The following is a 23,092-nucleotide window of genomic DNA, read 5'->3' on the forward strand; positions in this document are numbered from 1 at the left end:
TCATTGTTTTTTTGTTATAAAGGTAGCTTGAAGCCTTGCAAATACAAGGATTTAAATAAATAAAACAAAGATAGTGTTTACACTATCTAAAAATTATGGGAGGTTTAAATATGTTAGTAAATACTCAAAAGATAGTTTCAATATCAGAAGCGAATCAAAATTTTTCTAAAATAGCAAAATTAGTTGATGAGGACAAATCTGTAATTATAATGAAAAATAATAAACCTAAATATATTCTTTTGGATTTTGATGAATTTAGTAAAGAAGCAATATCAGAAGAAGAAAAATTAGATGCAATTGCTGATAGAATACTTTTTGAAAATTTTGAAGCATTTAGGGAGCTAGCTAAATGAAATATATATTATATGACTATATTTTCAAGTTACACGAAAAATTGATACTGGCTACTGGTGGTTCAAATGGAATAAGAGATATAGGACTTTTGAAGTCAGCAATCGAAAACTCAAAAGCAACATTTGCAGGCGAAGATTTATATAAAAGTATGGAAGAAAAATGTTCTAATATTTGCTACAGTATAATAAATAACCATGCGTTTGTAGATGGTAACAAAAGAATAGGACTATATGTAATGTTAATTTTATTAGAATACAACGGAACTAAATCATACTATACACAAAAAGAATTAGTAAATTTAGGCTTAGGGGTAGCGAAAGGAGAGTTAGAACAGAAAAATATATTAGAGTGGATTAATAGTAATAAAAACGTTTTTTAACAAAAGGTAAGCAATGGAAATTCGGACGCATACATTCAGGATGTTATAGTAAGACCTGAATATCAGTTTAAGGGTGTAGGAACGACATTAATGGCTATGGCAATTGATAAACTTAAGAAAAATAATATATATGCAATTTCGATATTATTTGATGAAATGCTTAGTGATTTTTATAAAAAGTTTGGTTTTTTCGTTATGTGCGGTGGACAGATTATTTGCTAAATACGAAAATAAAAGCGGTGGCAAGTATATCATTTGCCACCGCTTTGCCACCGGTCTATAAAATATTAATGAATAAAGATAGTTATAATTTAATATAGAATACCTATTAAACACAATATAATCAGTACTTAATAGATATATTAAAATATAATAAAATTCGTACAAGTATTAAAAAAATTAAATACAGGACTCGGCTTATAGACTTACTTGTACCAAAAGAACATTCACTTCAATAGTGGGTGTTTTTTTAGTGCGTAAAAAAATATAAATTATTTAAATATACTTATTCTAAGTGTACAAATCAACTGTATAAATATGTTATCAATTTAACTAGGTGAATATTTTAACATGGAATAGAATAAAAGTGAAGAAAAATGAAAAATATTGAAGAAAGATGAAAAATATTGAAGAAAGATGAAAAATATGGTATAGTGGTGAAAATGATTACAAATTAATAATTTTGGATGAAAATATTAGGAGAGAGATGTATAACATCCACCGAAGAAGTTAAGCTTTCAGGTATCCGTTAGGACAAGTACTGATATTGGACAAACCTCTGGAGAGACTTTTATAAGCACCGAAGGAGAAAACTAAATAACATTTAATTATATACTATTGTATCTATTAAATATTGGAATAGTGAAGCTCTCAGGTAAAAGGACAGGGTTGTTTTCAAATGGTCATTTAATTTTGACCCCATTTTTGTGTGCTTTGAAAAGATAATAGTCTCACAGTATATTAATTGGTATACATTATTTTCTTTATGAAAAAAATCATTTTATATAAAAGGATTTTTATAACTAGAAGGGATGTGTATTCATGGACTTTTTATCAATTATCAAAAGTATTAATGGTGTTTTGTGGGGGTATGTACTAATATTCTTGTTATGTGGTACTGGTATATATTTCACAATAACATTAAAATTTGTTCAAGTTAGAAGGTTTAAAGCTGCATTTAAACAAACTTTTGGAGGAATTAAATTTGGGCATAAAGCTGGAATTGATGGAATGTCATCTTTTCAGGCCATGACAACTTCAATTGCTGCTCAAGTAGGAACAGGAAATTTAGCGGGTGCTGCAACTGCAATTGTATCAGGAGGACCAGGAGCAATATTTTGGATGTGGTTAAGTGCCTTCTTTGGTATGGCAACTATTTTTGCGGAAGCAGTGCTTGGTCAAAAATATAAAGAAAAAGTTGGTGGCGAGATGACCGGAGGCCCAGCTTACTACATCAGTAAGGGTCTTGGAAGTAAAAAGCTTGCAGCATTTTTTTCAGTAACTATAATAATAGCCTTGGGGTTTATAGGTAATATGGTACAATCTAATTCAATAAGTGCAGCAATAAGCTCAAACACTAGTGTTCGTATAGTCATTGGTATAATAGTTGCGGCCTTAGCTGGCATGATTTTTATTGGGGGTGTAGGTCGTATTGCAGCCTTCACTGAAAAAGTGGTTCCTTTTATGGCTTTATTCTACATATTAGGTAGTGTAATAATAATTTTAATGAATTTTACTAATATAGGACCAGCATTTAAAATGATATTTGTAGGAGCATTTAATCCTCAAGCTGTTACTGGTGGTGTACTTGGAGTTGGGGTAAAAGAAGCTATGAGATATGGTATTGCAAGAGGTCTGTTCTCTAATGAAGCTGGAATGGGATCAACACCACATGCACATGCACTTGCAAAAGTTGCTCATCCAGCTCAGCAAGGACTAGTTGCAATAGTATGTGTATTTATTGATACTTTTATAATTTTAACATTAACTGCAATGGTTATATTAACTACTGGAGCAATGGATGGAAAAACTACTGGTATAGCTTTAACTCAAAAGGCTTTTGTAAATGGAATGGGAAGTTTAGGCGGTCCATTCGTAGCTATAGCATTATTCTTCTTTGCTTTTTCTACCATCGTAGCTTGGTACTTCTTTGGAGAAGCCAATGTTAAATATTTATTTGGTAAAAAAGCATTAACAGTGTATAGATGTTTAGTTCTTGTATTTATAGTATTAGGTGCAGCTTTAAAGGTTGATCTAGTTTGGGAACTGGCAGATACTTTTAATGGATTAATGGTTATACCGAACTTAATTGCATTATTAGGGCTTTCAGCTTTAGTTAGAAAGACTTTGAAAAATTATGAAGAGGATTTTGAAAAGAAAAACTAAAATTTTAATTTATTTTTTATAAAAAAACAGGAGGGCATATACATGCTTTCCTGTTTTTTTTTAAGTGTCTCATATTTATACTATAAAAAGAATTAAAATGAGAAAGTATAAAATTATAGTAAAATAAGCTTTTATAATTAGACAAAATATACTATACTATAAATATAACGAATTATAAAATGTATTTAATGATTAATATTCGTATAAAATTATATTTTGGAGGTAATAATCATGGAAAATAAGATATATAGGTTATATGTAGAGAAAAAAGCGAACTATAATGTTGAAGGTGAAAAATTAACAAGAGATATAGTGACAAATTTAGGTATAGTGACCTTGGAGGGACTTAGATTAGTTAATAGATATGATATTATGGATATTTCAGAAGAACAGTACCAAAAGTCAAGAAATACAATATTCTCAGAACCTACAGTAGATCAGGTTTATGATGAAGATCTATATATAAAAGCAGGGGAAACCATGTTTGCCATTGAATATTTACCTGGGCAATATGATCAGAGGGCGGATTCAGCTGCGGAGTGTATACAAATTTTAACCCAAAAGGATAAACCTATTGTTAAAACTGCAAAAATTATAATCCTAAAGGGCAAACTTACTAAAAGTGATATATCTGTAATTAAAGAATATTGCATAAATTCTGTAGATTCTAGAGAAACAGATTTGGAAAAATACACTGATTTAAATCAAATTTTTGATGAACCAGAGCAAGTAGCTATATTAGAATCTTTTACCCATATGAGTGATTTGGAGTTAAAAGAATTTTTAAATGATAATGGTCTTGCTATGAGTTTTGAGGACTTAAAATACTGCAGAGAGTATTTTAGCGATACTGAGAAGAGAGACCCAACTATAACAGAGATAAAAGTTATAGATACATATTGGTCAGATCACTGTAGGCATACTACCTTTAATACTGTAATTGAAGATGTTTCCATAGAAGAAGGTAAATACTCAAAGCCTATTGTAGCAGCATATAAAGAATATTTAAATACTAGAGAGTTTGTTTATGGTAAAACTGATAGAGCAGTAACACTTATGGATATGGCGGTTATTGGAATGAAAGAACTTAGAAAAAAAGGTAAATTACAGGACCTTGATGTTTCAGAGGAAATCAATGCCTGCAGTATAGTTGTAGAAGCTGACATTGATGGTAAAAAAGAGAAGTGGCTTGTAATGTTTAAAAATGAAACTCATAATCACCCAACTGAAATAGAGCCTTTCGGTGGTGCAGCTACTTGCCTTGGTGGATCCATAAGAGATCCATTATCAGGTAGGAGTTATGTGTACCAGGCAATGCGTGTTACAGGATCTGGTGATCCAAGAAGAAAAATTTCAGATACCCTAAAAGGAAAACTTCCTCAAAGAAAAATAACTCTTGAAGCTGCTCATGGATATAGTTCTTATGGAAATCAAATAGGACTTGCCACAGGACTAGTTTCTGAGGTTTATGATGAAGGATTTGTGGCTAAGAGAATGGAAGTAGGAGCAGTTATTGGAGCAGTGCCTTACGAAAATGTGGTTAGAGAAAGACCAATTGCGTCGGACATAGTTATACTTCTTGGTGGAAAGACGGGTCGTGATGGTTGTGGTGGGGCTACAGGTTCATCTAAAAAGCATTGTGATAACTCATTATTAACTTCAGGAGCAGAAGTTCAAAAGGGTAATGCACCTACAGAGAGAAAGATTCAAAGATTATTTAGAAATCCTAAAGTTACAAAACTTATAAAAAGATGTAATGATTTTGGAGCAGGTGGAGTATCTGTAGCAATAGGGGAACTGGCAGATGCACTTATAATTAATTTAGATGCAGTGCCTAAAAAATACCATGGACTAGATGGTACAGAACTTGCCATATCTGAATCCCAAGAACGTATGGCTGTTGTTGTTAGGTGTGAAGATGTGGAGTTATTTATAAAACTTTCGCGAGGCGAGAATTTGGAGGCCGTGGAAGTAGCACAAATAACTGATGATAACAGACTTAAGATGATATGGAAGGGAAAAACTATAGTTGATGTAAGTAGAAGTTTCCTTGATACCAATGGAGTTAAGCAGTTTTCAGACGTGAGAATATCAGCACCAAGTGAAAGTGAATACTACTTTTCAAAAGATACAAAAGAAAATTATGAAAAGTCAAAGTCAATAAAAAAACTATGGAATTCAACTTTGTCAGACTTAAATGTTTGTAGTCAAAAGGGTTTAGTTGAGAGATTTGATAGCACTATAGGAGCAGGAACTGTACTTATGCCTTTTGGTGGCAAATATCAGAAAACACCAATTCAAGCTATGGTAGCAAAATTGCCTGTACTTAGTGGAGATACAAATACTGGTACAATAATGGCCTATGGATACAATCCTAAATTATCTAAGTGGAGTCCTTTTCATGGAGCAGCCTATTCCGTAATAGATTCTGTAACAAAAGTAGTGGCCTGTGGTGGGGATTATGAAAATATTAAACTTACCTTTCAAGAGTATTTTGAAAAGTTGTCAAAAGATCCACAAAAGTGGGGCAAACCATTTGCTGCACTACTGGGAGCTTATCATGTACAAAAACAATTTAGTATAGCAGCTATTGGTGGAAAAGACAGTATGTCAGGTACTTTTAATGATATGAATGTACCACCAACCTTAGTATCTTTTGCAGTAGACATGGTAAATACAGAAAAGGTTATATCACCAGAGTTTAAAAAACATGATAGTCAAGTGATTTTAATCCGTGCAACTATTGGAGAAGATGGATTACCAGATTTTGAAAAGCTCCGTGAAAATTATAAATTAGTAAATCAATTAATAGATAGTGGGAAAGCCTTATCAACTTATGCAGTAGGAACTGGAGGACTAGCAGAAGCTATTTCGAAAATGTGCTTTGGTAATAATATAGGATTTAAATTTAATGAGGATATTGGAGTACAGAATATATTTAGTGAGGATTATGGCAGCATAGTAATGGAAATTGATAAATCCACACTTGATGAGTTAATTAAAGAAGAGGCAAATGTCATGATACTTGGAAATACTCAAACATCACCTGTTATTACGGTACACTCAGAAACTATTACTTTGGAGGAAGCACTGTGCAATTGGGAAGAGCCACTAGAAAGTGTATTTACTACAAAAGTAAATAATACAAAAGAAAATACTGCGAAAATAAATAGTAAGACTTTAAACATCAATACAAGTGTTAAAAATGGATGGAATAAATCTTCAGCCATAATTAAAATTGCAAAGCCTAGAGTTATAATTCCTGTGTTCCCTGGAACTAATTGTGAATATGATTCTATGAAAGCTTTTGAAAGAGCAGGTGCTGAGGTAGAAATAATGGTAATAAACAATTTATCCTCAAGCCATATTGAAGAATCAATAAAAGTTATAGCAGAGAAAATAAGAGAATCTCAGATAATTATGCTTCCAGGGGGATTTAGTGCTGGTGATGAACCAGATGGAGCCGGTAAATTTATGGCTACATTCTTTAGAAATCCTATAATAACAGAAAGTATACATGAGTTATTGGAAAATAGAGATGGATTAATTCTTGGAGTATGCAACGGTTTTCAAGCGCTAATAAAACTTGGACTATTACCTTATGGGAAAATAACAGATATAACAGAAAATAGCCCAACCTTAACCTATAATGAAATTGGTAGGCATATATCTCGCACTGTGCAAACTAAAGTAGTTTCAACATTATCACCTTGGCTTAGCAATTTGACAATAGGAGATACACATACAATTCCAGTATCCCATGGAGAAGGAAGATTTGTAGCCAGTGATGAAGTAATTAAAAAATTATTTGAGAATGGTCAAGTAGCCACTCAATACGTAGATTTTGAAGGTAATCCAAGTTATGATATAAACTTTAATCCGAATGGATCTATGGATGCTATCGAAGGAATTACTAGCGCGGACGGAAGAATCTTTGGTAAAATGGGTCACTCTGAAAGAGTAGGTTTAAACATCGTAAAGAATATTATTGGTGAAAAGGACCAAAAAATATTCGAATCAGGAGTAAATTATTTTAAATAGAATATGAAATTTATATAAAAATGCAGTAAGTATAATACTTTTATACTTGCTGCTTTTGAATTATATAGGAAATAGCTTGCGGAAGTGGCTGTGGATTATGTTTATACTTCACCGTAGATATAGCAAATGCCTACCTAAGAAACAACTGTATATTTAGGGCTTGTCATTTTTGCCACTTGACATGTGGGTGCACTATTAAAACACGAACAATAAATATAATATAATTGCTTATGTGCTCAAATAAAGATATAAACACGAACAATATTATTAAAATAGTCATTAATACATTGACTTAGAGAAAGATAGATGTTAATATAAAGTTATAAATTAATAAATTAGTTCATCAATATATTTCTGTGAATATGGCACAGAAGTTTCTACGAGAAGCCGCTTTCTTCTCACTATTGGTGGATCTTGAATTGATGCTATAATTCGGGATTACACCATAAAAATAAGTTTTATTATGGTATAGTCCTTTTTTTTATAGGCAATTATAAGAGTTGATTACTTTATTTCAATTGGAGGTAACAAGATGGAAGTAGGAATTATTTTTGGAAGTAAATCAGATAAAGAGGTAATGAAAAATGCAGCAATAGTACTAAAAGAATTTGATGTCGAGTATGAAGTACATATTTTATCGGCTCACAGAGTACCTGAAAGATTAGTTCAGGTAATAAAGGAAATGGAAAATAGAGGGGTAGAATGCATTATAGCAGGCGCAGGGCTTGCTGCACATCTTCCGGGAGTAATTGCTTCTCACACAGTATTGCCGGTGATTGGAGTGCCAATTAAGGCTGCTATGGAGGGTATAGACTCATTACTTTCAATTGTTCAAATGCCAAAAGCTATCCCTGTTGCTACAGTTGGTATTAATAACAGCTATAATGCTGGAATGCTTGCAGTTCAGATTTTATCACTAAAAGACTTGGAACTTAAAAATAAATTAATAAAATATAGAAAAGAAATGAAAGAAAAATTTATAGCAGAGAACGAAGAAAATATAGAATTTTAAAATGTAATTGTGAAATTAAATATTAAGGAGTGGTTATTAATGGGAGAATCAAAATTATTATATGAGGGAAAAGCTAAAAAAATGTTCAGTACAGATAATGAGGATGAAATTCTAGTATATTATAAAGATGACGCAACAGCTTTTAATGGTGTTAAAAAGGCACAAATTGAGAATAAAGGGGTTTTAAATAATAGCATAACAACTACATTATTTGAATTGCTAGAGAAAAACGGTGTTAAAACTCATTTTATCAGTAAGTTAAGTGATAGAGAACAGCTTTGTAAAAAGGTTGAAATAGTACCTCTTGAAGTAATTGTAAGAAATGTAGCAGCTGGTAGCATGGCAAAAAGATACGGAATAGAAGAAGGCACAAAGCTAAAAACAACAGTTTTCGAATTAAGTTATAAAAATGATGAATTAGGTGATCCACTTATAAACGATTATCATGCAGTAGCTATGGGACTTGCAACTTTTGAAGAATTATCAGAGATATACCATTTAGCATCAGAAATAAATGATACTCTAAAGGATTTTTTCTTTAAAAAGGGTATTAATTTAATAGATTTTAAAGTGGAGTTTGGAAGATATCATGGAGAAATAATTTTGGCAGATGAGATATCACCAGATACATGTAGATTTTGGGATGTTAAAACAGGAGAAAAATTAGACAAAGATAGATTCAGAAGAGATTTAGGTAATGTTACCGAGGCTTATGTGGAAATATTAAGTAGAATTAGTGACCAATAAGATATATTTGAGAGATGCGAGTAAGGCGAATTATATTTAAAGCTAAAGTAGCAATAACAAGGAGGAATTTCTTTGAGTGGAATTATTGAATTAGATGAGGTAGTCATTAATGATGAAGATAAGTTTAAAGAAGAGTGTGGTGTATTTGGTATTTTTTCACCAGACAAAGACTTAGATGTAGCGTCATTAACTTATTATGGCCTTTATGCATTGCAGCATAGGGGAGAAGAAAGTGCTGGAATAGTATATTCTGATGGAGTTAATCTTGTTTGTGAAAAAGCTATGGGCCTTGTATGTGATGTTTTTAATGAAAAACAAATTGGTGCTATGAATGGTCATGCTGCAATTGGACACGTTAGATATTCCACTACAGGAGGCAGCGAACTTAAAAATGCACAGCCACTTTTAAGTAAATTTAAACTAGGTGACATAGCTATAGCCCATAATGGGAATTTAGTAAATGCAGATGTTATAAGAGAATTACTAGAGGATTGTGGATATATGTTTCAGACCTCAATAGATTCAGAAGTTATTTTAAATCTAATTGCTAGAGGTGCAAAAAAAGGTATTGAAAAGGCTGTAGTGGATGCTATACAGGCTATCAAAGGATCTTATGCAATAGTCATGCTTACAAAAGAAAAGTTAATAGCTGTTAGAGATCAAAATGGTATTAGACCTCTTTGTATAGGAACCATAGGCAATAGTTATGTTATTGCTTCAGAAAGTTGCGCATTAGATGCAGTAGGGGCAGACTTTTTAAGAGACGTAAAGCCTGGTGAGATAGTTATTATAGATGAAAATGGACTTAATTCTATTAATTTTGCAGAGAAAACTAAAAATGCAACTTGTTCCTTTGAATATATATATTTTGCAAGACCAGACAGTACTATTGATGGGATTAATGTGTATAGTTCAAGAGTTATGGCGGGAGAACAATTGTTTAGGGAATCACCAGTTGATGCCGATATGGTTGTAGGGGTTCCAGATTCGGGTATGGCTGCTGCAATAGGCTATTCTAAAATATCAGGAATACCTTTTGGAATGGGTCTTATAAAAAATAGATATGTGGGTAGAACTTTTATAAGTCCAACTCAAGAAATACGTGAAAGAGCAGTGTCTGTAAAACTAAATGCACTAAAAATAAATGTAGAAGGTAAAAGAGTTATTCTAATAGATGATTCAATAGTTAGAGGGACCACAAGTAAGAGATTAGTTGAGATATTAAAAAAAGCTGGGGCAAAAGAAGTTCATTTTAGGGTTTGTTCACCAGTAGTAAAATATCCTTGTTATTTTGGAATAGATACACCTTATAGAAAAGATTTAATTGGCGCTAATGTTTCCATAGAGGAAATTAGACAGGAAATAGGTGCAGATAGTTTGGGATATTTAAGCATAGAGGGATTGTTGAAAGCATTAGGTAATACTGAATTTTGCTTAGGTTGTTTTTCAGGTAGATACCCAGTATCTGCTCCATTTGAAAGTGATAAAGATAGATTAGAAAGGTAGGGGATATTCATGATAACTTATAAAGATTCAGGTGTTAATATTGAAGAGGGATACAAGTCAGTAAAATTAATAAAAGAATATGCAGCCCAAACATTTACAAAAGGTGTTTTAAATCATTTAGGAAGTTTTGCGGGTATGTTTGAAATAGGTGAGGGTTATAAAAATCCTATCTTAGTTTCAGGAACTGATGGAGTAGGTACTAAACTTGATATTGCATTTAGAATGAAAAAATATGGCACTGTAGGTATTGACTGCGTTGCTATGTGTGTAAATGATGTCCTTTGTCATGGTGCTAAACCTCTTTTCTTTTTAGACTACATAGCTTGTGGTAAATTAGATTCTAGTGTATCAGCACAACTCGTAAAAGGTGTAGCAGAAGGTTGTATTCAATCTGGTTGTGCACTTATAGGTGGAGAAACTGCAGAAATGCCAGGATTCTATAGAGATGGTGAATATGATATGGCAGGATTTACTGTTGGGATAGTTGATAAGCATAAAATTATTGACGGTTCTGCTATTAAAGATGGTTATTCGTTAATAGGAATTGAGTCAACAGGGCTTCATAGTAATGGATATTCTTTAGTTAGAAAATTAATACCAGATTTAGATGCAGAGTTTAATGGAGATAAGATTGGAAATACGCTACTTACTCCAACAAAAATTTATGTAAAAACTATATTAAATCTTATAGAAAAATTTGATATTAAAGGTATGGCACATATAACCGGTGGTGGTTTTTATGAAAATATACCAAGAATGTTTAGCGGAGATTTCACAGCAGTGGTAGATAAAAATAGTTTTAATACTCCAGATATATTTAAACATCTTATGACACTTGGAGTAACCGAGGAGCATATGTTTAATACATATAATATGGGAATTGGATATGTGCTATGCGTTGAAAACAGCGATACACTCAAGGTTATAAAGACCATTGAAGATTTAGGAGATAGAGCATATAAAATTGGTCATGTTGAAGCTGGAGGTGGCGGAGTTTGCTTAAAATAGCCGTACTAATATCAGGCAGCGGTAGCAACCTTCAGGCCATAATAGACAATATAGAAAGTGGAAATTTAAAATGCTCTATAGAGGCTGTTATTAGTGATAAAAAAGATGCATATGGCATCGATAGAGCAAAATCAAAAAATATAAAGACCTACGTAATGGATAAGAAACAGTATGGAACAACGATTTCTCAGGAAATATTCAAGATTTTAGATGGAAAAGTAGATTTAATAGTACTCGCTGGTTTTTTATCAATACTTCAAGGTGAGATCCTTTTAAAATTTAAAAATAAAATAATTAACATTCATCCAGCTCTTATCCCATGTTTTTGTGGGGCAGGAATGTATGGCATTAAAGTTCATGAGAAAGCACTAGAGTATGGGGTTAAGGTTTCAGGATGCAGTGTTCATTTTGTAGATGAGGGTACAGACTCAGGCCCAATTATAATTCAAAAGGTTGTACAGGTTTATGGTGAAGACTCAGCTATTGAACTTCAAAAAAGAGTTTTACAGCAAGAACATATTGCTTTGCCAGAAGCTATTAAATATATAAGTGAAGGTAAAATAAGAATTGTTGGAAGAAAAGTAATAGGTATTTGAATGTGACTAAGGCACAGGAAAATAAATGTGCCTTAATAGAGAGGTGGAATAAAAATGATTAAAACAGCACTTATAAGTGTATTCGATAAAGAAAATATTTTAGACCTTGCAACATCACTACAAAATAATGGGGTAGAGATTATATCCACAGGCGGAACTTTTAAATATTTAAAAGAAAATGGTATAAAAGTAGTAGAAATTTCTGAAGTAACAGGCTTTGAAGAGATATTAGATGGAAGAGTTAAAACATTACATCCAACTATTCATAGTGGAATTTTAGCAATAAGAGATAATAAAGAGCATATGGCAACCATAAAGGCTAAAGGAATAAAACCTATCGATATGGTAGTAGTTAATCTTTATCCTTTTTTTGATAAGGTTACGCAAAATATAAGTTTTCAGGAGAAAGTGGAATTTATTGATATTGGTGGACCAACTATGCTAAGAGCTGCAGCTAAAAACTTTAAGGATGTTATTGTACTTAGTGATACAAGTGATTATAAAAATATTATAAGTAAAATGGATGCAAAACAAGAAGTGGAGTTTGAAACTAGAAAACATCTAGCTGGAAAAGTATTTAATTTAATATCTGCTTATGATGCAGCTATAAGCAATTTCTTACTTGGAGAGGATTCATACTCCGATTATTTATCTCTTTCTTATAAAAAACAAATGGATTTAAGATATGGAGAAAATCCTCATCAAAGCGCTGCTTATTATGTAAGTACAGCGGGAAGTGGAGCTATGAAGGATTTTAAACAGTTAAATGGCAAGGAATTATCTTATAACAATATAAAGGACATGGATATTGCATGGAAGGTGGTATGTGAATTCGATGAAACTGCTTGTTGTGCATTAAAGCACAATACACCTTGTGGAGTTGCCACAGGAAGTAGTCTACTTGATACATATAAAAAGGCCTACGAGTGTGATCCTATGTCTATATTTGGTGGCATTGTTGCTTTTAATAGAAAAGTAGACAGTGAAACTGCGAAGGAACTTGTAAAAATATTTTTAGAAGTGGTTATTGCACCAGAATTTGATGCGGCAGCTTTAGAAATATTAAAAGGCAAGAAGAACTTGAGAATTATAGTATGTTCAAGTAAAGCAGAAGATAAACTCCAAATGGTTAAAGTTGATGGAGGAATCCTACTGCAAAGTTCTGACCAAAAATTAATAGATGAAATTAAAGTAGTTACAGAAAATAGACCATCAGAAAGTGAACTGAAAGATTTGATATTTGCTATGAAAGTGGTTAAATATGTTAAATCAAATGCCATTGTAATAGTTAAAGATGGTGTGACTAAAGGAATTGGTGCAGGTCAAGTAAATAGAATATGGGCAGCGCAGCAAGCCTTAGAAAGGTCAGTAGATGGCACTATAATGGCATCAGATGCATTCTTCCCATTTGGGGATGTGGTAGAACTAGCTGCAAAATATAAGATAACATCTATTATTCAACCAGGTGGTTCTATTAAAGACGCACAGTCCATAGATGCTTGTAATAAAAATGGAATTTCTATGGTGTTTACAGGTACTAGACATTTCAAACATTAGGAGAGATGTAATTATGAAAGTATTAATTATTGGTTCTGGTGGAAGAGAACATGCATTAGTGTCGGCAGTTTCAGAAAATTCTTCTGTGGAGAAGGTGTTTTGTGCCACAGGTAATGGCGGTACCCACAGGGAAAGTAAGTGTGAGAACATTGATATTACAAAAATAGATGAACTTTTATCTTTTGCTTTAGAACATAGAATAGATATCACTATAGTTGGATCAGAAGAACTTCTGGTACAAGGCATAGTAGATAAGTTCAAAGAAAATGGACTTAAAATATTAGGACCTAGTCAAAAGGCGGCGAGACTTGAAGGAAGCAAAGCATATTCCAAAGAATTTATGAAAAAGTATGGTATAAAAACAGCTGCTTATGAAGTTTTTGATCATGCAGAGATCGCTATAGAGTATTTAAGAAAATGTGAATATCCTATAGTAATTAAAGCAGATGGATTGGCAGCTGGTAAAGGGGTAGTTATCTGTGAGGATTTTACCTCCGCTAAAAACAGCATAAACGATTTTATGATACTGGATATATTTAAAGGTAGTGGAAAGAAAATTATAATAGAAGAGTTTCTGGAAGGTGTAGAGGCCTCTATACTATCTATTACAGATGGAAACATAATACTTCCATTTATATCTTCAAAAGATCACAAACAAATATTCGACGAAAATAAAGGCCCTAATACAGGTGGTATGGGAGCTATAGCACCAAATCCATACTGCACTAGTGAGGTATTAGAGGAGTTTCAAAAACATATATTAGAGCCAACTCTTGTGGGAATCCAAGAGGAAAAAATGGACTATAAAGGCATAATATTTTTTGGCATAATGATAACCCAAAAGGGTGTATATTTGATTGAATATAATGCAAGACTTGGCGACCCAGAGACTCAAGCTGTTCTTCCTCTTATGAAAAGTGATTTCACAGAGCTTGTGATTAGTGCATTAGAAGGCGACCTTGTGAATTTTGATTTGAAATGGAATGCTGGACATTCTTGTTGCGTAATTGCAGCGTCAAAAGGTTATCCAGGAAGATATGATACAGGTTTCGAAATAAGCCAGCTTAGTAAACTGCAAGGCAAGTTATTTTTAGCAGGAGCTAAAGAGGAAAAAGGTAATCTTAAAACTGCTGGTGGAAGAGTTCTAGGAATAACAGCATTTGGCGACACCTTAGAGCAGGCAAGGGAAATAGCTTATGCAGACATGAAGAAAATTCACTTCCAAGGGATGTACTATAGGACAGATATCGGGAAAGTGAATTAAGTAGCAATTTAATTATGAGTTTTTTCTTATATTATGCCATAACTAAAAGTATATATTGCTAGAATGCATTCACTTCGCCAATTAATTCTAAAATTTATTTTATCTGTATCTGCTAAAAAATGCAAACTCACTTTGCTCAAACATGCATTTTTCTATACGCAGCCACAAATAAAATAAATTAAGAATTACTATGGTTTGTTTAAATGCATTCTGCGCAATATATACTTTTGTTAGCATAATCCAAGAAAAAATAGCTAAATTTAAAACTATATGATACTTCACTGCTCTTGAAGACATAAAAGTGAAACGAGCAACTATGAAAAAAGGTTGAATATTGCGACGATTTCTTATATGATGTTAGTAATCAACAGAAATTATAATTGTGTGATATTTGTAAATGGGAGATGATTATTGTGAAAGTTGTTAAACGAGATGGAAGACTTCAAGAATTTGATTTAAACAAGATAAAAACTAGCATATATAGAGCTTCTGACGATGCTGGTCAACCACTTAATGAATCAGATATTGAGAATTTGGCCAGGAACATTGAAAAAGGCTTACAAAATTATCAAAAGAGTAGTGTTCATTTTGATATTATTCAAAAGTTTGTATTGCGTGAATTAGAAAAACAGGGTTTTGGTGTTGTGGCTACATATTATAATCAGGGAAAAATAGAATAATAGTAATATTAGTAGTAATAAAAGCAGATGAAACAAAATCATCTGCTTTTATTATATATTGTAGTGAACTAAAATTTGATTAACTTATTTTAAATTGTGAATGGGTTTTTGTGTAAATAGTAAGGAAGTGAGAGATTATGAAACAAGTTAACTTTAATGATTGTCTTAAGCGATTTTCTGATTTTAATAATTGTGAACAAATTGAGATTCAGCGTAAAATATAGAAAATTTAAAATAAATTCATTTAAAAGGAAAAATAAGAAAGCTAGAGAATATATTAGAATATATAAGTTTATATTCTAATAAGAAATGGGGGGAAATATGAATGGCAAGCTTATTTTACTGTGTAAAGTGCAAGAGAGTGATAGAAAATGAGACGCAATGTACTTATTGTGGAAATAATGAAATCAATAAACTATTGCAAGGAACAGCGGTTAATGTTATTGGGACAAAACAGAAGGGGCAAGTATTTAAGATTAGTGATGAAATAGTTAAAATCATAATAACTGATTTGGCAAAAAATAAAGTTATAAGAGAATATAAGGCTGAACAACTTAAAAAAATAATATAACTAAAAAAAGTAGTTGGGTTTAATTAAAATGTCCTTGATAGGATCCATTTTAATTAAAACCAGCTACTTTTTCTTTTTAAATTTCTTGTGTATTTATTTTAGCATGGTTAAAAGCATTTTAAAGGCAACTGCCAGTGACATGGTTACAAATATGGGTTTTATAAGTTTCGAACCCTTATTTAATGCAACGCTTGTCCCCATTTTGGCCCCTAAAATCATACATATTGCCACGGGAATTCCTATGGTATAATTTATTTTTCCGCTTATGGCAAATAAAATCAAGGCTGTAACATTGCTGACAAAGTTTAAAATTCGAGCATTGGCAGAAGATGATACAAAGTTAAATCCAAAAATGCTTATAAATCCAAACACTAAAAAAGAACCAGTGCCAGGGCCGAAAAAGCCATCATAAAAACCTAAAGAAAAAGCAAGTAAAATTCCCCAGACCACATTTCTCTTTGTAAGTCCCTGAAATTTATCTTCAAGGCCCAAAGATTTAGAAAAAAGAGTATATATTCCAATAAACATGATAAGAATTAATACCAAGCCGTTTAGAAACTTTTGGTCTATATTTAATACTGCTCTAACCCCAAGCATTGCACCTATGAAAGTAAAAGGAATCAGATATTTTAAAAGTTTGAAATTAGCCTTACCTGATTTTATAAATCCTAGTGAGCTAGTAAAGGAACCGGCAGTGGCACTAAACTTGTTAGTACCAAGCACCATGTGGGCGGGCAGACCCGCAAGCATATAGGCGGGAACACTTATTAACCCGCCACCTCCAGCTATGGAATCTACAAAAGCTGCTAAAAAACCAGCCATACATAGAAAAATAATCTTAGTAATCATAAGACACCTACCTATTTTATATTAAAATTTAAAGCAAATATATAGTTTCAGTATCATTATAGATGATTATTAATAAAATTTAAAGACTTATATATTTTCTCTTAAGTCAAGGTGTCACCCAGAGATAGCCAGTATATTTTTTTGGGATAAATAATACCCTCTTGATTTATAATCCATAAATACGTATTATATATAGATGGGAGTAAAAAAATCATTAGTGTTTCTCCTGTTGTACAATTGATAAAATATTAGTTATAAAAAAATAATAGTATAAAAATAGAGGAGGATTTACAATGTTAGAACAAAAAGAAGTAAACACAAATGTTGTTGAGGAATCAGATGATATAAAAAATAAATCACTAGGAAAAAATGAAGAGATGGTTGGTGTAAATGGAAATAAGATGGGCGCTACCGTTATAAATTCTAATGGTAATAATGCTAAGAAACCTAATTTATTGGATACTTTCAAAGCTAATATTATAGATTTGGCAATTATAGGCGGAATATCAGCAGTTCTAGTATTTGCTGCAGATGCTATATTAAAATTAACAGGGTATGCTATATCTCAAAAGTTTAGTATGTCATTTATAATTTTTATGGTGGTTATGGTATTATACATGAGTATTATGGAAAGCGGCAAAGGTTCTAATACCGTTGGCAAGAAAATATCTGGCCTTACAATTACAAAAGAATAGGAGACTTAATAACTATGCAGAAAAGAAAAGATTATGAATTTTATATAGAAGATATGGAATTTCCAGCGCAAGGCATAGCATTTTACGAAGGTGAAAAGGTTATTATTAAAAATACCCTGCCAGGTCAAAAGATAATTGGTAGAGTTTCAAAAAAGAAACCAGCAGGTTTCGAAGCTAAACTTGTAAGAATCCTTGAGGATGTAGATTACAAAATTCAACCTCAATGCAAGATTACAGATTTATGCGGAGGATGTAGTCATCAATTTCTTTCTTATGAAAAACAATTAGAATTTAAACAAAAACAGGTACTAAAATTATTTGAAGAGGCAGAAATAAAAGATTTTGAGTTTTTAGGTATAGAAAAGAGCCCAGTGCAATTCGAATATAGAAATAAAATGGAATTTACATTTGGTGACTTTCTAAAGGATGGCGAATTAACACTAGGCATGCATACAAAAGGAAGAAGCTTTAGTATAGTTACTGTGGATGATTGTAGAATTGTAGATAAGGATTTTAGAGAAATTTTAAAAATGGTTTTAAACTATTTTAAAGAACTAAAATTACCACAATATAAGGTAATGGAGCATAGTGGATATTTACGAAACCTAGTTGTTCGAAAGGCTATAAATACTGGAGAAATATTAGTTAATTTTGTAACTACAACTCAGGTAGATTTTGATTTTAGTGAAATAACTAATATGCTTAAGGATCTAAAATGTGATGGAAATATCACAGCAATAATACATACTTTTAATGATGGCTTGGCAGATATAGTTCAAGCTGATAAAGTTGAACTATTATTCGGAAAAGATTATATTATGGAAGAATTATTAGATCTTAAGTTTAAAATTAATCCCTTTGCCTTTTTTCAAACTAATACAAAAGGGGCAGAAAAACTTTATAGCATAGTTAGAGATTTTCTAGGTGAATCAGAATCAAAAGTAGTATTTGATCTGTATTGTGGAACAGGAACTATTGGACAAATTGTTGCAGCTAAAGCAAAAAAAGTTTTGGGAATTGAATTAATAGAAGAAGCAGTGGCTGCTGCAAATGAAAATGCAAGAATTAATGGACTGGATAATTGTGAGTTTGTAGCAGGTGATATAGCAAAGGTTATTAAAGAGGTTAAGGATAAACCAGATAGCATTATTTTGGATCCTCCAAGGGCTGGAGTTCATCCTGTAGCCTTAGATTATGTTATAAAATTTGATGCTCCACATATAGTTTATGTATCGTGTAATCCTAAAAGTCTAGTAGTTGATTTGAAGGAAATGATAGAAAATGGATATGTGGTTAAAAAGGTTATACTTATGGACATGTTTCCACATACACCTCACATTGAGACAATAGTCAACTTAACCAAGTGATACCAACAGTTTTAAAGGTTTGAAAGCTTAAAATTTATTCATTTTCCGACAGTTATTCAAGCCCGTCGGAAAAGTTTTTTACCAAAGTGAGGTTACCATTTAATACTAATAGGTGTAATAATTATAGGCTCAACAATATGATAAGACAAACTAAGTGTAGATTCGCTCTGTATTCGGGTGCGGATTCTTTTGTAAGCAAGCTGGATGTTTAACATCCCACTAAGCTATCTGCTATCTGGTGATTTTATAAATAGCTTAACTTCTGTTTTATTTTTAAGGAGTGTATTATGTTCAACGGGCAGTTATATAGTTAGTATCGCTTCTTTTCCACCAGTGAACCCTCAATTAATATTAATAAGTTGAGGGCTTTTTTATGTCTAGATTTTATTAGTTGATTAGAGTGATGAATGGCTAAAATTCAACAAGTAAGGTGGATTTTTGAAAAATTATTATAAATAAATATTGTTAATATAAATAAGTACAATAAGGTGATATAATTAAATACAATAAGTGAAACTAATTATATTAATTTTTAATTTACTAAGTTATATGTCATGCTAGCTTAAAAAAACAGATCAAGAGATGTCTAAAGAGATTGGAAAAGGCGATGGAATGAAATGACTGAGTTTGTTACAATATAAAGCTCAAGCGAGGAGAAAAAAATGGATAATAAAAAAATGGGCGAATTTATTTATGTTTTAAGAAAAGCAAAAGCAATGACACAAAAAACATTGGCTGAAAAATTAAATGTAACTGATAAGGCAGTTTCGAAATGGGAAAGGGGTAATGGTTATCCAGAAATCACAATTATCCCGGAACTTGCAAAAGAACTTGGGGTAACAGTAAATGAGTTGATTTGTGGTGAAAAAATAATAAGTGAACGAATAGATTTAAAAGATGAAGTGGTCGTAAATAATACTATTAAGTATGTAGAAAAGGTTAAAAAAATCAATACTTCTAATGTTTTTTTAGTTATATCTCTTACTTTTCTTTTCAGTGCCTTTGTTTGCCTTATATGTAACTTTGCTATCAGTGGATTATTAAACTGGTCGTTATATCCTTTAGGAGGATTATTAATCATATGGTTTACAATAATCCCTATATTTTTCATAAAAAAACATAGAGGTTTAATATCAATGTTTATAATGACAGTAGGTTTAGTACCATATCTGTTTTTAATAGAATACCTGTGTCCGTATAAAGGATGGGTGCTTCCCTTAGCCATTCCTATAGCGGGTGTTGTATTAATCGCGTTTTTCATTGTAATTGCTCTTTTTTTAAATACAAAAATTAACAGATATTATATTGTTGCAAGCACCTGCTTATTATTTGGCGTTATCGTTAATATAATTATAAAAAATATTGTTTATAATTATATTAAAGAAAATGGAATTAATATTTCAGTTGCTATTACAGCACTGTCTATTGCTTTTGTTTCATTTTTGATTTTTATAATCGGGTTATTGAAGAAAAGAGAAGATTTGAAGAGTAACAAATATATTTTTGAAAACAAGGTGTGAAGAAAATTCTTTATAGTATAGGGAAGTATATAATTAAATTCTCTTATATATAAATAAGGAGAAAATATAAAACTATAGTAAGTTTACTTTTGGCGTCTGTCAGCAAAAGTAAACTTATTTTTTTATGATTAATTTAAATTATTGTATTCTTTTATTAATTTTAAATATTTTAAAAGCAAAAAAGATTACAGATAAGGTTTTATCTTGACTCTACGCAAACTCTACGCATTGCTTACACCTACTCGCACACTATTCTACGATGCGTAGGTTGTTACTTATTGTTTAATCAAATACAATGGCTTTATAAAACTAATGTGAGGATGAAATAAATAGATAATAAAAAAATGAGCGATGATACTTATGATTTAGAAAAAGCAAATAAGTTGTTTGGTGGTGAAAATATGATTACTAAACGAAAAAATTTAAAGGATGAAGAAGTTATAGATAATATTATTAAGTATGTAGAAAAGATTAAAAAGTTTAATGCTTCAAATATATTTACAATTGTATCTCAAATTTTTCTTTCCGTGGCATTTGTTTGCCTTTTATGTAACTTTGCTATCAGTGGATCATTTGATTGGTCGTTATATCCTGTAGGAGGATTATTGCTCGTATGGTTTACAATAATCCCTATTTTTTTTATAAAAAAACATATAGTTTTTATATCAATGGGTATTATGACAGTAGGTTTAATACCATATCTGTTTTTAATAGAATATCTGTTTTCTGCTAAAGGTTGGGTGCTTCCGCTGGCAATTCCTATAGCTGCTAGTGCATTAATGGCGGCCTTAATTGTTATTAGTCTTTTTCTATATACAAAGATTATTATATACTATGATGTTGCAATAACTTGTCTATTATTTGGTGTTATCACTAATATAATTATAAATACTATTGTTTATAATTATGTAAAAGATAAGGAAATATATATGCCAGTTGTTATTACAACACTTTCTTTTGCTTTTATATCATTTTTAATTTTTATAATTGGGTATTTAAGAAAGGAGAATATTTGAAGAGTAATTAGTATGTTTCTAAAAAATAAAATTTAGGTAGAAATAAAAAAACGAAGGAGTATTAAAGCCATGAAAAAAATAGAGATTTGGGGAGATTCACTTTTAAAGGGAATAATTTTTGATGAAGAAAAAATGAAATACAAATTACTTAGTGAGAATATAGCTTTAAAAAATTTGAATAAGTTTGGAAATAATATAAAAAATAATGCACATTTTGGCATGACAGCTCCTAAGGCAAGTAAACTTATGCAAGATAAATTAAAGAAAGGTTTTGATTGTGAAATAGTTGCCATAGAATTTGGGGGAAATGACTGCGATTACAGATGGACAGAAATTTCTGATAATCCATATAAAGATCATAAGCCTAATACTCCTTTAGATGTATTCAAAGTATGTATTACGGACATGGTTACTACCTTTAGAAATTTAAATATTGAGCCTATTTTGATAAATTTACCACCTCTTGATGCAAATAAATATTTTACGTGTATAACAAAAGGTTTGAATAAGAAAAATATTTTATATTGGCTTGGAGATGTACAACGTATATACAGACATCACGAATGCTATAATTTGTGCATTATGAAGCTTGCACAACAACTAAAATGTGATTTGATAGATGTGCGTGAACCATTTCTTAAGGAACCCAATACTACAAGATTTCTCTGTGAAGATGGAATTCATCCAAATGAAGCAGGCTATGAGCTTATGAATAGGACATTTTTGGACTATGTAGGTTCGAGAGTCTATAGCACAAAGCTTACGGCAAATGCTGATTTAACAATAAAAAGGAGTAGCTAAGCACTATGGCCAGGAATGTCTAGGTCGTCATCTACAATAATGGGAGGTTGGATTAGCGGCATTTCTACAGTTGATGCAACGGAGTTTTCGTTCTTTTTAGCGATACCAACTATATTTGGTGCTACAGCATTAACAATATTTAAAAGTGGAATGAATTTTAATAGTGGAGAAATTATTACTTTATTTATTGGGTTTGTAATTGCATTTTTAGTAGCACTAATTGTGGTAGAAAAATTTGTTTCGTATAAATAGCAAAAACCTATGAAGGTTTTTGCTATTTATAGAATAATTGTGGGTATAGCATTGCTATTTTCAATTAAGTTTGTGGGTATTTCAATATAAATAGTAAACATCTAGATTTCAGATTTGTCTGTTATCTAGGTGCTTTTATTTTTTTTAAATTTTTGAGTAAAATCTAAGATTTTTTTAATCTGTTTTTAATATTTTTAATATATGCTATATAAATTAGGGGAATACTTATAGACATATATATTAAACAAAAGAGAAAAAAAGGGGAATGATGAAAATGATACCATTAGTACAGAGATTTGATAGCTCAGCATTATTTTATATAAAAGATAATATGCATGGAATTATTATGGATAAAAGCATGGTTATATCATCATACTTGGGTAATGGAGGAATCATATGGGTTATAATAATAGCGATACTTATGATTAATAAAAAATATAGAAAAATAGGTTTTATGGCTTTAGGGGCCTTAATACTAAGTACAATTTTAGG

At 31.3% G+C, this 23,092-nt stretch carries 20 protein-coding genes, 2 pseudogenes and 2 riboswitches; of the genes and pseudogenes, 21 read left to right on the forward strand and 1 reads right to left on the reverse strand.

Features of this window, described 5'->3' with window-relative positions:
- The first annotated feature begins 110 nt into the window (after positions 1–110).
- The 14 genes from KPL51_RS21125 (at position 111) to KPL51_RS21190 (ending at position 16,100) form a co-directional block, all read left to right on the forward strand.
- Positions 111–353, forward strand: coding sequence for a type II toxin-antitoxin system Phd/YefM family antitoxin (locus KPL51_RS21125; protein WP_216166059.1), 243 nt, complete (start codon positions 111–113; stop codon positions 351–353).
- Positions 350–733 (forward strand): type II toxin-antitoxin system death-on-curing family toxin, encoded by a 384-nt coding sequence (locus KPL51_RS21130; protein WP_216166061.1) that lies wholly within the window; start codon positions 350–352, stop codon positions 731–733. Before KPL51_RS21125 ends, KPL51_RS21130 begins: the two co-directional genes overlap by 4 nt.
- A gap of 33 nt (positions 734–766) precedes the next feature.
- Positions 767–955, forward strand: a complete 189-nt coding sequence (locus KPL51_RS21135; RefSeq protein WP_216166098.1) for a GNAT family N-acetyltransferase — start codon at positions 767–769, stop codon at positions 953–955.
- Between the two features lie 546 nt (positions 956–1,501).
- A riboswitch (glycine riboswitch) is annotated at positions 1,502–1,629 on the forward strand.
- 145 nt (positions 1,630–1,774) lie between these two features.
- Entirely contained in the window at positions 1,775–3,118 is a 1,344-nt protein-coding gene (locus KPL51_RS21140) for an alanine/glycine:cation symporter family protein (RefSeq protein ID WP_216166063.1), read from the forward strand.
- A 231-nt stretch (positions 3,119–3,349) separates the two neighbouring features.
- Positions 3,350–7,159: a phosphoribosylformylglycinamidine synthase gene (locus KPL51_RS21145; RefSeq protein ID WP_216166066.1), complete on the forward strand. Its 3,810-nt coding sequence runs from the start codon at positions 3,350–3,352 to the stop codon at positions 7,157–7,159.
- A 324-nt stretch (positions 7,160–7,483) separates the two neighbouring features.
- Positions 7,484–7,583: riboswitch (purine riboswitch) on the forward strand.
- Positions 7,584–7,691: 108 nt separating this feature from the next.
- Positions 7,692–8,171 (forward strand): 5-(carboxyamino)imidazole ribonucleotide mutase, encoded by a 480-nt coding sequence (gene purE, locus KPL51_RS21150; RefSeq protein WP_216166068.1) that lies wholly within the window; start codon positions 7,692–7,694, stop codon positions 8,169–8,171.
- Positions 8,172–8,210: 39 nt separating this feature from the next.
- A complete protein-coding gene (gene purC / locus KPL51_RS21155; RefSeq protein ID WP_216166070.1) occupies positions 8,211–8,918 on the forward strand; it encodes a phosphoribosylaminoimidazolesuccinocarboxamide synthase in 708 nt (235 codons plus the stop codon).
- A 72-nt stretch (positions 8,919–8,990) separates the two neighbouring features.
- Positions 8,991–10,424: an amidophosphoribosyltransferase gene (gene purF / locus KPL51_RS21160; RefSeq protein ID WP_224854625.1), complete on the forward strand. Its 1,434-nt coding sequence runs from the start codon at positions 8,991–8,993 to the stop codon at positions 10,422–10,424.
- Between the two features lie 9 nt (positions 10,425–10,433).
- Complete coding sequence (purM, locus tag KPL51_RS21165; protein WP_216166072.1) at positions 10,434–11,432, forward strand: phosphoribosylformylglycinamidine cyclo-ligase; 999 nt, start codon at positions 10,434–10,436, stop codon at positions 11,430–11,432.
- Positions 11,420–12,028: a phosphoribosylglycinamide formyltransferase gene (gene purN, locus KPL51_RS21170; protein ID WP_216166074.1), complete on the forward strand. Its 609-nt coding sequence runs from the start codon at positions 11,420–11,422 to the stop codon at positions 12,026–12,028. The genes purM and purN overlap by 13 nt, the downstream gene beginning before the upstream one ends.
- A gap of 54 nt (positions 12,029–12,082) precedes the next feature.
- A complete protein-coding gene (gene purH / locus KPL51_RS21175) occupies positions 12,083–13,585 on the forward strand; it encodes a bifunctional phosphoribosylaminoimidazolecarboxamide formyltransferase/IMP cyclohydrolase (RefSeq protein ID WP_216166076.1) in 1,503 nt (500 codons plus the stop codon).
- A 13-nt stretch (positions 13,586–13,598) separates the two neighbouring features.
- Complete coding sequence (gene purD / locus KPL51_RS21180; protein WP_216166079.1) at positions 13,599–14,849, forward strand: phosphoribosylamine--glycine ligase; 1,251 nt, start codon at positions 13,599–13,601, stop codon at positions 14,847–14,849.
- A 413-nt stretch (positions 14,850–15,262) separates the two neighbouring features.
- Complete coding sequence (locus KPL51_RS21185) at positions 15,263–15,529, forward strand: ATP cone domain-containing protein (protein WP_216166080.1); 267 nt, start codon at positions 15,263–15,265, stop codon at positions 15,527–15,529.
- Between the two features lie 325 nt (positions 15,530–15,854).
- Positions 15,855–16,100 carry a hypothetical protein gene (locus KPL51_RS21190; RefSeq protein WP_216166082.1) on the forward strand — a complete coding sequence of 82 codons (246 nt, stop codon included), beginning with the start codon at positions 15,855–15,857 and terminating at the stop codon, positions 16,098–16,100.
- Positions 16,101–16,193: 93 nt separating this feature from the next.
- Here KPL51_RS21190 and KPL51_RS21195 read toward each other — a convergent pair whose 3' ends face one another.
- Positions 16,194–16,949: a TSUP family transporter gene (locus KPL51_RS21195; RefSeq protein WP_216166084.1), complete on the reverse strand. Its 756-nt coding sequence runs from the start codon at positions 16,947–16,949 to the stop codon at positions 16,194–16,196.
- 293 nt (positions 16,950–17,242) lie between these two features.
- Here KPL51_RS21195 and KPL51_RS21200 point away from each other — a divergent pair, with 293 nt between their 5' ends.
- The 7 genes and pseudogenes from KPL51_RS21200 to KPL51_RS21230 all read left to right on the forward strand — a co-directional run.
- Entirely contained in the window at positions 17,243–17,644 is a 402-nt protein-coding gene (locus KPL51_RS21200; RefSeq protein WP_216166086.1) for an RDD family protein, read from the forward strand.
- A 14-nt stretch (positions 17,645–17,658) separates the two neighbouring features.
- Entirely contained in the window at positions 17,659–19,011 is a 1,353-nt protein-coding gene (gene rlmD / locus KPL51_RS21205; RefSeq protein WP_216166088.1) for a 23S rRNA (uracil(1939)-C(5))-methyltransferase RlmD, read from the forward strand.
- Positions 19,012–19,673: 662 nt separating this feature from the next.
- Positions 19,674–20,531, forward strand: a complete 858-nt coding sequence (locus KPL51_RS21210) for a DUF6320 domain-containing protein (RefSeq protein WP_216166090.1) — start codon at positions 19,674–19,676, stop codon at positions 20,529–20,531.
- 344 nt (positions 20,532–20,875) lie between these two features.
- Complete coding sequence (locus KPL51_RS21215) at positions 20,876–21,547, forward strand: DUF6320 domain-containing protein (protein WP_216166092.1); 672 nt, start codon at positions 20,876–20,878, stop codon at positions 21,545–21,547.
- A 69-nt stretch (positions 21,548–21,616) separates the two neighbouring features.
- A complete protein-coding gene (locus tag KPL51_RS21220; protein WP_216166094.1) occupies positions 21,617–22,348 on the forward strand; it encodes an SGNH/GDSL hydrolase family protein in 732 nt (243 codons plus the stop codon).
- Between the two features lie 12 nt (positions 22,349–22,360).
- Positions 22,361–22,600: pseudogene (locus KPL51_RS21225) on the forward strand (undecaprenyl-diphosphate phosphatase); the annotation flags it as partial.
- 274 nt (positions 22,601–22,874) lie between these two features.
- Positions 22,875–23,092 (forward strand): annotated as a pseudogene (locus KPL51_RS21230) (phosphatase PAP2 family protein); the annotation flags it as partial.

This window comes from Clostridium bowmanii, assembly GCF_018861315.1.
Lineage (GTDB): Bacteria > Bacillota > Clostridia > Clostridiales > Clostridiaceae > Clostridium_AD > Clostridium_AD bowmanii.

What these genes read in the sequence shown, in the direction of transcription:
- KPL51_RS21125 (WP_216166059.1), top strand. Translation starts at nt 111, where the DNA reads ATGTTAGTAAATACTCAAAAGATAGTTTCAATATCAGAAGCGAATCAA.
- KPL51_RS21130 (WP_216166061.1), top strand. Translation starts at nt 350, where the DNA reads ATGAAATATATATTATATGACTATATTTTCAAGTTACACGAAAAATTG.
- KPL51_RS21140 (WP_216166063.1), top strand. Translation starts at nt 1,775, where the DNA reads ATGGACTTTTTATCAATTATCAAAAGTATTAATGGTGTTTTGTGGGGG.
- KPL51_RS21145 (WP_216166066.1), top strand. Translation starts at nt 3,350, where the DNA reads ATGGAAAATAAGATATATAGGTTATATGTAGAGAAAAAAGCGAACTAT.
- purE (WP_216166068.1), top strand. Translation starts at nt 7,692, where the DNA reads ATGGAAGTAGGAATTATTTTTGGAAGTAAATCAGATAAAGAGGTAATG.
- purC (WP_216166070.1), top strand. Translation starts at nt 8,211, where the DNA reads ATGGGAGAATCAAAATTATTATATGAGGGAAAAGCTAAAAAAATGTTC.
- purM (WP_216166072.1), top strand. Translation starts at nt 10,434, where the DNA reads ATGATAACTTATAAAGATTCAGGTGTTAATATTGAAGAGGGATACAAG.
- purH (WP_216166076.1), top strand. Translation starts at nt 12,083, where the DNA reads ATGATTAAAACAGCACTTATAAGTGTATTCGATAAAGAAAATATTTTA.
- purD (WP_216166079.1), top strand. Translation starts at nt 13,599, where the DNA reads ATGAAAGTATTAATTATTGGTTCTGGTGGAAGAGAACATGCATTAGTG.
- KPL51_RS21190 (WP_216166082.1), top strand. Translation starts at nt 15,855, where the DNA reads ATGGCAAGCTTATTTTACTGTGTAAAGTGCAAGAGAGTGATAGAAAAT.
- KPL51_RS21195 (WP_216166084.1), bottom strand. Translation starts at nt 16,949, where the DNA reads ATGATTACTAAGATTATTTTTCTATGTATGGCTGGTTTTTTAGCAGCT.
- KPL51_RS21200 (WP_216166086.1), top strand. Translation starts at nt 17,243, where the DNA reads ATGTTAGAACAAAAAGAAGTAAACACAAATGTTGTTGAGGAATCAGAT.
- rlmD (WP_216166088.1), top strand. Translation starts at nt 17,659, where the DNA reads ATGCAGAAAAGAAAAGATTATGAATTTTATATAGAAGATATGGAATTT.
- KPL51_RS21210 (WP_216166090.1), top strand. Translation starts at nt 19,674, where the DNA reads ATGGATAATAAAAAAATGGGCGAATTTATTTATGTTTTAAGAAAAGCA.
- KPL51_RS21215 (WP_216166092.1), top strand. Translation starts at nt 20,876, where the DNA reads ATGAGCGATGATACTTATGATTTAGAAAAAGCAAATAAGTTGTTTGGT.
- KPL51_RS21220 (WP_216166094.1), top strand. Translation starts at nt 21,617, where the DNA reads ATGAAAAAAATAGAGATTTGGGGAGATTCACTTTTAAAGGGAATAATT.